Here is a 12,912-nt window from a genome sequence, read left to right as displayed (position 1 = left end):
CGATGAAAAGCCACAGCACGGACCAATCCCACACGCCATCGATTGTGGTGGCTGGCGGTGGAACCGCGGGCCACATTGAACCCGCGATGGCGGTAGCCGAGGCCGTTGCGGCAACTCGACCGCAGGCACGTATCACCGCGTTGGGCACTGAGCGCGGTTTAGAATCCACTCTGGTCCCTGCTCGTGGTTTCGACCTGCGGATGATTCCACCGGTTCCGGTTCCCCGCAAGGTAAACAAGGACTTGTTCACCTTGCCACTGCGCTTAGTACGCGCGTTGCGGGAAACCCGACAGGTTCTCAAAGACGTCCGCGCCGATGCCCTGATCGGGTTCGGCGGCTACGTATCCGCGCCCGCATACTTGGCAGCCAGGTCGCTAAAGATCCCATTCTTCGTCCATGAGGCAAATGCTCGGGCGGGCGTGGCCAACAAACTGGGAGTGCGCTTGGGTGGCAAGGGTTTGGCCGCGATGCCCGACTCGGGGTTGGAAGCCGAGGTCGTGGGAATCCCGGTTAAGCGCAGTGTGCTGGAACTCGACCGGGCTGGGTTGCGCGCCGAAGCTCGTGAGTTCTTTGGCCTTCCTGTGGAAGGCCCAGTCCTGTTGGTCACCGGTGGCAGCCAGGGCGCGGCGTCGATTAATAAAGCAGTGACTGCAGCGGCCGACACTCTACGACATGCGGGAATTGCCGTACTGCACGCGTATGGCAAGAAGAACCACATCACGGTTCCGCAGGAAAGTGAAAAGGCGGGCATGTACCGCGCTGTTCCTTACATCGACCGAATGGATATGGCGCTGGCAGCTGCCGACATGATTCTGTGTCGCGCGGGAGCGCTCACAGTTGCGGAGGTATCCGCAGTGGGTTTGCCGGCGGTATATGTTCCACTGCCACACGGTAATGGTGAACAGGAACTCAATGCCCGACCGGTGGTCAGCGCCGGTGGTGGTGTGATTGTTCCCGATAGCGACCTAGACGGGCAGCGCGTGGCCAAGGAAGTGATTCCCACCTTGCGTGATCCGGCACGGTTGCGCGCGGCAGAGAAAGCAGCACAGCTGGCGGGGCACCGCGGTGCAGCTCAGGCAATCGCGGATCGTGTTCTCGCAGCAGCGGATAAGAAGCGGTAGGGCGCAAAACTACCGTCATGGCAACGAAAGGCCAAAGGAAAACAGTTATGACCTCAAACATCGACCTCAGTCGGGTTCACATGGTGGGCATTGGTGGTGCCGGCATGTCGGGCATTGCTCGAATCTTGCTGTCGCGTGGCAGCTCCGTGACGGGGTCCGACATGAAGGATTCGCGCAGCATTTTGGCACTCCGCGCGGCCGGGGCGCAGGTCACTGTTGGGCATAGTGCGGAAAACCTTCACGTCACGGGGCAGCTGCCAACTGTTGTTGTAACGTCGTTCGCAGCGATTCCCCAAGACAACCCCGAGTTGCTGGCAGCGCGCGAGCATGACATCCCGGTTGTGCGCCGCTCCGATGTTTTAGCCCAACTGATGAGTGATCGGCGGGCATTCCTGTTGGCCGGTACTCACGGAAAAACGTCTACGACCTCCATGGCCGTGGCTGCGATGCAAGCTGCGGGCTGGGATCCGTCCTTCGCCATCGGCGGGCAGCTCAACCGCGCGGGAACCAACGCGCATCACGGCACGGGCGACGTTTTTATCGCTGAAGCCGACGAATCAGATGGATCGTTTTTGTCCTACCAGCCCGAGGTAGCCGTGGTGACGAACGTCGAACCCGACCATCTCGATTACTTCGGCACCGAAGAGGCCTACCGCCAGGTGTTCGAGCGTTTCGCTGGCTGTGTAGTTGACGGTGGCACGTTGGTTGTTTGTGTGGACGACGCCGGCAGCCGCGCCCTCGCTCAATCTCTCCTCACAGCGGAATCGGCTGACGGGCCACACTGCCGCATCATCGGCTACGGCACCCGCGAGGCGATGGAAGCAGCTCCCGAGATCGAAGCCGGCGCCATCATTGATGAGCTGAAGGTTTCGAGTAAGGGGACGGAAGCTCGGGTGCGCTTTAGCGGGGAAGAGGCTCCCCGTACGCTGCGCGTTGCGATTCCTGGCACGCACATGGTGCTCAACGCCACGGCCGCGGTTTTAGGCGGCGCGCTATTGGGGGCTGACTTGGACAAGCTGCTCGAAGGTGTTGCTGAGTTCGACGGCGTTCGCCGCCGCTTCGAGTACCACGGCACCGTGAAGGGCGTTCAGGTTTACGATGACTACGCGCATCACCCCACTGAGGTAACGGCGGTTCTTTCCGCAGCGCGGGAACGAATTGGCGCTCAGGGGGAGGGGCGGGTGATCGCCGTATTCCAACCACATCTGTACTCCCGCACTATGACGTTCGCCGACGAGTTCGCGGCGGCTTTGAGCTTGTCCGATGAAGTAGTATTGCTGGATATTTTCGGGGCGCGCGAAAACCCTGTTGAAGGCGTGGATAGTCGTGTGATTGGTGACAAGATCACGGTGCCATGGGAGTACGCTTCTGAGTTCACCGGGGTGCCACAGATAGTTGCCCAGCGGGTGCGTACCGGGGATATGGTCCTGACTATCGGCGCCGGTACCGTCACGATGCTTGCAGATGAGATTCTGCGTGAATTGGAGGGCTAGTGCCCAAGAAAATCATCGCGGGTGTGATCGCGGCCATTGTTGTGGTGGCCATCGCCCTGTATGCGTTCCCGGTTCTCAAGGTTAGTTCCATCGAGGTTGAGGGTGTGCAGAATGCCGATGCGGGTGTGGTTAAGGAGGCTGCCAGTGTGGGTTCTAGCGCCAATATGCTGCGCGTAGATACGGACGCGGTTGCGGAAAAAGTCGCTCAGGTTCCGTGGGTGGAGCAGGTCACTGTGTCCCGCGCATGGCCTTCTACGCTGAAGGTGCAGGTCACTGAGCATACGCCGGTGGCGTATTTCCGCAACGGGAACGAGGTCTCCGCGGTCAATGAAGCCGGGAAGGTCTTCCTCAAGGGTGTGGCTCCGGAAGGCGCGAAGGAAATCGCGGGAGTAAAGCCCGAGGATTCCAAAGCCATTACGGCAGCAACCACCGCCATCACGGCGCTACACCCCAAAGTGAGGGAGAAGTTAGAGCGTGTGGAAGCCAAGACGGCCGAAAGCCTAGTCCTCCAGTTCGCGGAAGGGAAAACCGTTGTGTGGGGATCCGCGGAACGGGCGTCTGAAAAAGCAGAGGCCACCCGTGTTGTCCTCACACAGGAGGGCAAGAAGTGGAACGTATCCAACCCCGCCATGCCCTCCGGCAGACCTTAAAGTAGACCTTTAAACATACGACACGCGCAGAAAAATGTCCGCCCGAAACTTGTGACGTACAAGGAAGATGGTGTGGAAAGACTCCACAGAAAGGCAGACAGCAACTTATGACCTCTCCAGGAAACCACCTCGCCGAAATCAAGGTGGTAGGCGTAGGTGGTGGCGGTGTGAACGCCGTCAACCGCATGATCGATGAAAAGCTCCAAGGCGTGGAGTTCATCGCCATCAACACTGATGCGCAGGCTCTCATGCTCACGGATGCGGACGTCAAGCTGGATATCGGCCGGGAGGAAACTCGTGGCCTCGGCGCAGGTGCAAACCCTGACGTCGGACGCAAGTCCGCAGAAGATCACAAGGACCAGATCGAGGAGATCCTCGCCGGTGCTGACATGGTCTTCGTGACCGCTGGCGAAGGTGGCGGCACTGGTACTGGTGCGGCCCCCGTTGTCGCCAACATTGCGAAGAAGCAGAACGCACTGACCGTTGGTGTGGTCACCCGTCCATTCAGCTTCGAAGGTCGCCGTCGTACCAAGCAGGCTTTAGAAGGAATTGAAGCTCTGCGTGAGGTGTGCGATACCCTCATCGTCATTCCGAACGATTCCTTGCTGCAGCTCAGCGACGAGCAAATGTCCATGATGGACGCTTTCCGCAAGGCCGACGAAGTTTTGCTTTCTGGCGTGGAGGGCATTACCAAGCTGATCACTACCCCAGGTGTGATCAACGTGGACTTCGCAGACGTCCGTTCCGTCATGACCGATGCAGGTAGCGCGTTGATGGGCATCGGTACCGCCCGTGGTGAATCGCGCGCGGTCAAGGCCACCGAGGCCGCAATCAATTCACCGCTGCTGGAAAACACCATGAAGGGTGCACGCGGCGTGCTGCTGTCCTTCGCCGGTGGTTCTGACTTGGGCCTCATCGAGGTTTCCCAAGCTGCGGCTCTGGTTGAGGATCTGGCCGACGAAGATGCCAACATTATCTTCGGCACCATCGTGGATGACCAGCTGGGGGATGAGGTTCGTGTGACCGTGATCGCGACCGGTTTCGATGATTCCCCGTCTGCAGGTTCCGCAGCACAACGCGGTGGTCAGCACCGGACGCAGGAGGCAGCCCAGTCCAGCTCCGCTTCTATCTTCGGTGGCGAGCAGGCCCCCACAGCCCAGTCTTCCGCTACTCCTGCGCAACCCGCGCAGCAGGCGCAGCAGGTGCAGCCTGCCCAACCTGCGCAACAGGACCCACAGCCCGGCGCCGCACAGCCTGCCGGTAGCAGCTTCGCGCAGCGCACCCGTGGAGATATCCCACAGGGCTCCACCGCGAATGGTCTATTCACCTCCCGCCAAGACAACGATGCCGCTGGCCGTCACCACCTGGACGATGAGGATGACCTCGATCTGCCAGATTTCCTGTAGAGGCTGAATGGCAATGACCCCTGCGGCACAGAATGGCACCCCACGGGTCCGGAAGGTGTTCACCGACCGGTCCGGCGGGGTCTCCCGCGCTCCGTACGACAGCTTCAACTTGGGCGATCACGTAGGAGATGACCCCAGTGCAGTGGCGGCTAACCGCACTCGGTTGGCACAATCCGTCGGACTGGAGTTGCATGATCTGGTGTTTATGGAGCAGATTCATTCTCCTACAGTTACCGAGTTGACAGCCAAAGAACTCGCTGCTTTGTGCAACCGCACCGAAGCTGGGGACAGCCTGACTGTGGAAGCTACCGACGCCCTCATCACCACAGTGCCGGGCATTGCCCTCGTTGTCCTCACCGCGGACTGCGTGCCAGTTCTGCTTTCCGACGAGCAAGCGGGAATTGTGGCTGCCGTCCACGCGGGACGCATGGGTGCCAGGAACGGCATCATCCCGCGAACCATCGCGCGAATGGAGGAGCTGGGCGCGGTCCCGGCTGGAATCCACGCGCTGCTGGGCGCGGCGGCGTCGGGAAAAAAGTACGAAGTGCCAGAGCACATGGCGGCGGATGTGGAGTCTAAGCTGCCAGGTGCTCGTATGAGCACGGATGCCGGCACTACTGGCCTGGATATTCGGGCGGGGTTGACTAGGCAGTTGCTGAGTTTGGGGGTTCGTAGTATCGACGCCGACCCGCGTGACACGATCGAGAGCCACAACTTTTTTTCCTACCGCAGAGAGGGCACAACGGGGCGACAAGCGGGGATGGTCTGGCTGACCCGCTAGAGGAACTGTGAGTGTACCTTTGCCACTGAAGATGTCAGGTCACCGTAGGAATTGAATGAAAGGTTTGTGTCGTGGAATTGACCCAGCAACAACAAGACGATCTCGCGCAGCGCCTGCGTGACGTTCGCCAACGCGTGGCGGTGGCAGGTGGTGCGGATTTGCTGCCGATCACCAAATTTCACCCCGTAGAAGCGTTGCGAGTTCTGGCCCAATTCGGTGTGGGTGCCGTGGGAGAAAACCGTGAGCAGGAGGCCAAGGCCAAATACGAGGTGCTGGCCGGTCGCCCCGAGATCCACATGGTGGGGCAGATTCAAACCAAGAAGGCGAATTCGGTGGCCCGATGGGCTGCCGCAGTGCATACAGTGGATTCTTCGAAATTGTTGCAGGCGCTGGACCGTGGCGCTGGCCTGGCGATGGAACGTGGTGATCGGCTGGAGAAGCTGCCTGTGCTGCTGCAGTTCAGTGCGGACGGCGACCCGCAGCGCGGTGGTGTAGTAGCAAATGACATCGATGCCCTAGCAGATGAAGCACAACACTGCGCGAACCTAGAGCTGCGCGGGTTGATGACCGTTCCACCGCTGGGATCAGATGCGGCCAGTGTGTTTGCGCAGGGCCGGAAGCTTCTAGACAGCATTGCAGATAGGGTAGTGGGTGTTCCGGTGTACTCGGCGGGTATGAGCCAAGACATGGAAATCGCGATCGCCGAGGGCTCGACGTTGGTGCGTGTCGGAACAGATATCATGGGCCCGCGCCCAGTAATTTGATTTATTGACTTTGAATACGGGAAAGGACCCCTTTAACTGATGTCTGACGGATTCGGCAACAAGTTCAAAGAGTTTTTCGGCTTTGGCGAGGTAGACAGCTACCAGGACCCGTATTTCCGCGACGGCGCCGCGGATTCTCGTGAGCGTGCCGATGAGCACGATCACCGCGATCGCGGTATTAGCGAGTCTCGCGAGGCTCGTTACGGTGGCCGTGACCGTTACAGCCGAGAAGAAGATGACTTCCGGGATCGTAGCCGGGCGCCACGAGATTACGAGGCCCGTCCTTCCCGTTACGTCCGCGAGGAATCCGTTTCTCGTCCCGCACCGCGTGCACACGTGGAGCCACAGTATGCTCGTCTGTCGTTGAGCTCCTACACGCAGGCTGGCGAGATCGCCGAGATCATCAAGACCGGTGATGTGGCGGTATTCAACCTAGGTGGCATGGAGAAGGCCGAGGCTACTCGCGTTCTGGATTTCACGGCCGGTTTGGCGCGCGGGCTGGACGCAAAGCTAAAGAAGCTGCGCGGTGTGCGCAACTTCGTGCTCATTCCAGCAGATGTGACCTTGGAACAAAGCCAGCTGGATAAGCTGGCCGAGGACCTGTAAGCCGTACCCACAGATCTAGCACAGCCGGAAACTTCGGTAGTAAGAGTAAACGTGAACTCAGCTATAGTCTTATTGATCCTCCTGTTGAAGCTGTACATTTTGGTTCTGATCCTCCGGATCATCATCGAGATGGTGCAGTCCTTTTCAAGGAATTGGCGCCCGCAGCGGTGGTTTAGCATCTGCGCGGAGCCCATTTTTGTGGTGACGGATCCGCCTGTGAAGGCGCTGCGCAAACTTATCCCGCCGGTCCAGCTGGGTGGTGTGGGTCTCGACGTCTCCGTTTTGGTTCTTTTCTTTATCCTGCAGCTTCTCATGATGATTCTGGGGCGGATGTTAGCTCTCTAAAGCTGGGCGGTTCACTGGCTTTCTGTTTGCCATAACCTTCTTTTCGGACGCCAAGGGGTGCCCGGGGACATATCCCGCGGGGCCCCTTTCGCGTATCTGCTGCAGATATGGCGCGTAGCGTCAGCGTGCGGCGGGGGTGTTTGGCACGTGTTGAATTGACCACGGTTGCTGTGGAGTTGTCTGCGCCGGAGTGAAGGCTGGTTGGTGCAAGAAGTGGGAGAAATGTGGTGAAGAAAGGCCTCGCGGGAATGAGAATCATGAAAAATGCGTAAATAATATACTAATTTTGCCATCCGACAACGTGTTCGACAGTGATTGTTGATATCCGTTGTCAGCAAACCTGGCTCGGCGGTGTAGAGTTTCCCCCAACATTGGGGTGCTTCAGCTGTGCGGTATTACCGTCGGGGGTATGAGTTTTTAGGCCAATATTTGCGGTTGTAAGTGTGTATATAACTAAAAAATATTGGTTAGAAGAGTGATCCTTATCTAATTCCGTTTGAATTTTTGGAATCTTCACCCATATTGCTGATTAAAGGACTTGTTGAACGGTTTCGTGTTGGATACACTTGTACCATCTCCGCGGTATTTGAGTGAGGCCGTGGAGATGTCGTGTGTAGTGATGGAAGCCGTCACCGAGGGAAATGTGGGTCCCCCGGTGGCGGCTTTCTCTTATTCTTGGGTCAATTCTGGCTAAATCTCCACATTAAGTTGAGCTTTACTCGTGGTCCACTGGTATGCTGTGAGAAGTTTGTAACTATAGGGAAGATCCTCATTAGCGCGAGACCACTCAATGAGGCGTTTTCGAACCGGAAGGGAATCTAATGCCGCTGACTCCAGCTGATGTGCACAACGTCGCCTTTAGCAAGCCACCAATTGGTAAGCGGGGCTATAACGAAGATGAGGTTGATCAGTTCCTCGATCTCGTTGAGGACACGCTTGCGGAGCTCCAGGAAGAAAACGCCGACCTGAAGCAGAAGCTCCAGTCTGCGCCAGCGCAGAATGCGTCCGCTCCAGCAGCGCAGCCTCAGGTGAGTGAGGCAGAGCTGCGCAGGAAGATTGAGGCTGAACTGCGTCCGCAGATCGAGGCTGACGCACAGCGTAAGGCGCAGGCTTCCACTGCACAGACCGAGTCCTCTGCCCAGGTTGAGGCTCGCGTGAAGGAACAGTACGAGGCCCGTCTGAAGCAGGCTGAGGATCGTGCTCGCCAGGCAGAAGAGAATGCCCGCAAGGCTCAGGCCGAGGCCGCTGAGGCTAAGAAGGCTCAGCCAGCCCAGGTGTCCCAGGCTGCTACCGCCTCCAGCGATGCTGGAAAGGACGGCGCTGCAACTCCGGATACGCACATGCAGGCAGCCCGCGTTCTATCTCTGGCGCAGGAGATGGCAGATCGCCTCACTGGCGATGCCAAGGCCGAATCCACCACCATGCTGGAGCAGGCTCGGGCACAGGCTAAGAAGACCATCGAGGATGCAGACGCAAGCTCTAAGGCCACCTTGGATGATGCAAAGCAGAAGTCCGAGGCTCAGCTAGCGGATGCCAAGACCCGTTCCGAGAAAATGCTGGCCGATGCCAAGCAGCAGTCTCAGGCGCAGTTGGCCGACGCAAAGCAGAAGTCCGAGACCATGGTGTCCGATGCCACTGCTCAGTCTCAAGCTCAGATCCGTCAGGCCCAGGAGAAGGCGAACGCCCTGCAGCAGGATGCCGAGCGTAAGCACACTGAGATCATGACCACGGTCAAGAGCCAGCAGCAGACCTTGGAGGCGCGTATCGAAGAGCTGCGCACCTACGAGCGCGAGTACCGCACCCGTCTAAAGACCTTCCTCGAGTCTCAGCTGGAGGAGCTCAACAGCCGGGGTACCGCCGCTCCTGCCGGCTCCATCGACTCCCAGAACAACAACCGCTAAACGTTGGGCTGGCAACAGCCCAACCGTGTGACACGGTGACCTGAAAACGAAAGCACCATGCTTGCTTTAGCAATTAGCCTCGCAATCATCGGCTTTGCGGTCCTCGTCTTTGCTCTGTGGCAAGGATCGATGGCCCTAGCTTGGATTTGTATCGGAATTGCCTCGGTAGGCGTGGTGCTTTCTCTTGTGGACCTCGCCAGGCACCGTAAAAGGTCTCGTGAAACCACCACGAGTGATGAGGGTAGATCCTAGGGTAATCCTCTAGGTAAACCCCACAGGAAAAGTGCTCGCTTGCACGGACGACTTCGTGGTGTAGCATCTAACTCACATGCTCGGAACCATCACGCACGAGGGAACGAGAAACGCAATGATCCGGCCATCACCGGGGAGTGTCGTCGGAAGAACAGCTTTTCGGGAGGATTCTCCTGATAGGCCCAGTAGAACCGGCCGCATTCGGGGCACGTCACGCCTTAAGGTAAGTGGGACAGCTTGAACACCGTGCGACCGCCTAAGGCGGGGGGAAGGCTGTTCAATCAGGGTGGTACCGCGAGGAAGACCAAGACCATACTTGGCCCCAATCGTCCCTGTTGTTTAGCACTTTGAACCGCGACAACAGCGAAGGACAGCGCGCTATGAACGCCACTCCAGCCGGCGGGGCATACCCCCGCGTTGATATGTCCAATGGTGGATCAACCGCCTTCCCAGATCTCGAGAATAAGGTCTTGGAGTATTGGAAGCAGGACGGAACCTTCCAGGCCTCCATCGAGCAGCGCACTGGAGAGGACGAGTACATCTTCTATGATGGCCCCCCATTCGCTAACGGCCTGCCACACTATGGCCACTTGCTGACGGGTTACGTCAAGGACATCGTGCCGCGCTACCAAACCATGCGTGGTCGCCATGTTCCGCGTGTATTCGGCTGGGACTGCCACGGCTTGCCCGCCGAGCTGGAAGCAGAGCGCCAGCTGGGTATCAAGGGCCGGGACGGCATCGAAGAGATGGGCCTGCAGAAGTTCAACGAGTACTGCGCCACCAGCGTGCTCCGCTACACCGATGAGTGGAAGAACTACGTCACTCGACAAGCTCGTTGGGTGGACTTCGACAACGGCTACAAGACGATGGACCTGAACTTCATGGAGTCCGTTATGTGGGCGTTTAAGACGCTCTACGACAAGGGTCTCATCTACCAAGGCTTCCGCGTGCTGCCGTACTCGTGGGCCGAGCAAACTCCGCTGTCCAACCATGAGACCCGCCTGGATGATTCTTACAAGATGCGCCAGGATCCCACGCTCACGGTGACCATGCCGTTCACTGGTGCGCGGGAAGGCACTGCCGCTCAGGCGACATTGCGAAAGCACCCTGAATTGCTCGAGGCTGCGGCTATTGCTTGGACAACCACGCCATGGACTCTGCCAAGTAACTTGGCGTTGGCGGTTAATCCCTCGGTGACCTACCAACTGGTTCGCGTGGGCGAGGACGGAGAAGACGGCTTCGCTGGAAAGCTCTTGGTGCTGGCCGAGCCTCTGGTCGGCTCGTATGCCAAGGAATTTGGCGAAAGCCGGGAGGTTGTGGCGTCGTTCGCAGGAGAAGAGCTGGTCGGCCTTACTTACGAGCCAGTTTTCGACTACTTCCGCAACGCCCGGAACGCCTTCCAGGTTCTCAGCGCTGACTACGTCACCACAGAAGACGGTACGGGTGTGGTTCACCAAGCTCCGGCCTTCGGTGAAGATGATATGAATACCTGCGAGAAGGCCGATATCGAGCTGGTGATCCCCGTGGACATCGACGGAACCTTCACTTCCCAGGTCCCCGATTACAAGGGGCAGCTTGTTTTCGACGCCAACAAAGCCATCATCAAGGACCTCAAACAGGTGGGCCGTGTATTCCGGCACCAGACGATTGAGCACTCTTACCCACACTCGTGGCGTTCCGGAGAACCGCTGATCTACATGGCCCTGCCATCTTGGTTTGTGGCTGTGACCAAGTTCCGTGACCGTATGGTGCAGCTCAACCATGAGCAGATCGAATGGATGCCAGCCCACATCCGGGATGGTCAATTCGGCAAGTGGTTGGAGGGTGCCCGTGACTGGAATATCTCTCGCAACCGCTACTGGGGTGCCCCGATCCCTGTCTGGGTCTCGGACAACGATGAGTACCCACGCATCGATGTTTACGGAAGTCTCGACGAGCTGGAGCGTGACTTCGGCGAGCGTCCTCAGTCCTTACACCGTCCACATATTGACCAGTTGGTTCGTCCAAACCCTGACGACCCAACGGGTAAGTCCATGATGCGTCGTGTACCTGAGGTCTTGGACTGCTGGTTCGAATCCGGCTCCATGCCTTTCGCGCAAAAGCATTACCCGTTTGAAAACCGGGAGTGGTTCGAAACGCATTCGCCCAGTGACTTCATCGTGGAATACTCGGGCCAGACCCGTGGCTGGTTCTACACGCTGCACGTGCTGGCAACCGCGTTGTTCGATCGTCCGGCGTTCAAAAAGGTTGTGGCCCACGGTATCGTACTCGGTGATGATGGACTGAAGATGAGTAAGTCCAAGGGCAACTACCCGAACGTCAACGAGGTGTTTGAGCGGGACGGATCCGATGCGATGCGGTGGTTCCTCATGAGTTCGCCAATCCTGCGTGGCGGCAACTTGATCGTTACCGAGCAAGGCATCCGCGAGGGTGTTCGCCAAGCGATGCTGCCCATGTGGAACGCGTACTCGTTCCTGCGTCTGTACGCCTCCCAGCCAGCACAGTGGGATGCGTCGTCCACGCACGTATTGGATCGCTACATCCTCGCCAAGCTGCACGACACGGTGTCAGCAGTAACTGATGCCTTGGATAGTACGAACATCGCTCTGGCGTGTGATGAGGTGCGTAGTTTCTGCGACGTTCTCACCAACTGGTTCGTCCGTCGATCTCGCGACCGGTTCTGGGCGGGCGATACCGGTGAAGCCGGCCACCCGGAGGCATTCAACACGCTGTATACGGTGTTGGAGACCCTCAGCCGCATTGCTTCACCCGTGTTGCCCATGACCACCGAGGTGATCTGGCGTGGTCTGACTGGGGAGCGCTCCGTGCACCTGGCCGAGTGGCCCGATGCGAACGCGTTGCCTGCCGATGCCCAGCTCGTGGAGGCAATGGATGCCGTCCGTGCCATTAGCTCCGCGGCGAGTTCCCTGCGTAAGGCGCACAAGCTCCGCAACCGTTTGCCACTTCCAAAGCTGACCGTGGCGCTGCCGGAGGCAGAAGCACTGAGCGATTTTGTCTCGATCATTGCCGATGAGGTGAATGTCAAGGAAGTTGCCTTGACTAAAGATGTCGCTAGTGTGGGTTCCTTCGATGTCGTTGTCAATGCTCGGGCGGCGGGTCCACGCCTGGGGAAGGATGTTCAGCGTGTCATCAAGGCCGTGAAGTCCGGCAACTATTCAGTTGCAGACGACGGCACGGTATCCGCCGATGGCATCGAGCTGCAGGATGGAGAGTTCACGCGCAAGCTTGTCGCCGTTGACCCGGAACACACAGCGGAGGTTGCCAGCGAGAATGGCTTGGTGGTGCTGGATACCACCACCACCGAAGAACTGGAAGCCGAGGGTTGGGCCGCAGACCGCATCCGCGGAATCCAGGAGGCCCGCAAGTCTAGCGGCTTGCAGGTTAGTGATCGCATCGCGCTGCGGCTATCAGTTCCGGAGGGTAAGGAGGATTGGGCTCAAACCCACGCACAGCGCATCGCCGCCGAGGTGCTGGCCACCGATGTGGAGGTCATCAAGGGCGAGCAGTTGACCTATGATGTCGCCGACGGCTGCAGCGTGGACGTCACCAAGAACTCCCAGTAGTTTGCCGCC

General features: G+C 58.6%; 10 protein-coding genes. All 10 read left to right on the top strand.

Translation table 11 applies throughout. The features are described from left to right. Window positions 1-2 precede the first annotated feature (2 nt). Window positions 3-1,121 carry an undecaprenyldiphospho-muramoylpentapeptide beta-N-acetylglucosaminyltransferase gene (gene murG, locus HMPREF3098_RS08445; RefSeq protein WP_070434771.1) on the top strand — a complete coding sequence of 373 codons (1,119 nt, stop codon included), beginning with the start codon at window positions 3-5 and terminating at the stop codon, window positions 1,119-1,121. A gap of 17 nt (window positions 1,122-1,138) precedes the next feature. Beyond that, entirely contained in the window at window positions 1,139-2,614 is a 1,476-nt protein-coding gene (murC, locus tag HMPREF3098_RS08440; RefSeq protein ID WP_371440976.1) for a UDP-N-acetylmuramate--L-alanine ligase, read from the top strand. 104 nt (window positions 2,615-2,718) lie between these two features. After that, on the top strand, window positions 2,719-3,264 hold the full coding sequence (locus tag HMPREF3098_RS08435; RefSeq protein ID WP_371440975.1) for a cell division protein FtsQ/DivIB: 546 nt from the start codon (window positions 2,719-2,721) through the stop codon (window positions 3,262-3,264). Between the two features lie 107 nt (window positions 3,265-3,371). Next, window positions 3,372-4,670, top strand: a complete 1,299-nt coding sequence (gene ftsZ / locus HMPREF3098_RS08430; RefSeq protein WP_070434768.1) for a cell division protein FtsZ — start codon at window positions 3,372-3,374, stop codon at window positions 4,668-4,670. A gap of 13 nt (window positions 4,671-4,683) precedes the next feature. After that, entirely contained in the window at window positions 4,684-5,451 is a 768-nt protein-coding gene (pgeF, locus tag HMPREF3098_RS08425) for a peptidoglycan editing factor PgeF (RefSeq protein ID WP_070434812.1), read from the top strand. 71 nt (window positions 5,452-5,522) lie between these two features. Continuing rightward, window positions 5,523-6,215, top strand: a complete 693-nt coding sequence (locus HMPREF3098_RS08420) for a YggS family pyridoxal phosphate-dependent enzyme (RefSeq protein WP_070434767.1) — start codon at window positions 5,523-5,525, stop codon at window positions 6,213-6,215. A 39-nt stretch (window positions 6,216-6,254) separates the two neighbouring features. After that, complete coding sequence (locus tag HMPREF3098_RS08415) at window positions 6,255-6,821, top strand: cell division protein SepF (protein ID WP_070434766.1); 567 nt, start codon at window positions 6,255-6,257, stop codon at window positions 6,819-6,821. A gap of 51 nt (window positions 6,822-6,872) precedes the next feature. Beyond that, complete coding sequence (locus tag HMPREF3098_RS08410; protein ID WP_070434765.1) at window positions 6,873-7,166, top strand: YggT family protein; 294 nt, start codon at window positions 6,873-6,875, stop codon at window positions 7,164-7,166. Window positions 7,167-7,987: 821 nt separating this feature from the next. Further along, window positions 7,988-9,067: a DivIVA domain-containing protein gene (locus tag HMPREF3098_RS08405; protein ID WP_070434764.1), complete on the top strand. Its 1,080-nt coding sequence runs from the start codon at window positions 7,988-7,990 to the stop codon at window positions 9,065-9,067. A 632-nt stretch (window positions 9,068-9,699) separates the two neighbouring features. Then, entirely contained in the window at window positions 9,700-12,903 is a 3,204-nt protein-coding gene (ileS, locus tag HMPREF3098_RS08400) for an isoleucine--tRNA ligase (protein WP_070434763.1), read from the top strand. Window positions 12,904-12,912 lie beyond the last annotated feature (9 nt).

Origin of the sequence: Corynebacterium sp. HMSC28B08, from assembly GCF_001806865.1 — a bacterium.
In the GTDB taxonomy this organism is placed as follows: domain Bacteria; phylum Actinomycetota; class Actinomycetes; order Mycobacteriales; family Mycobacteriaceae; genus Corynebacterium; species Corynebacterium auriscanis.
This window is presented reverse-complemented; position numbering and strand designations above follow the sequence as displayed.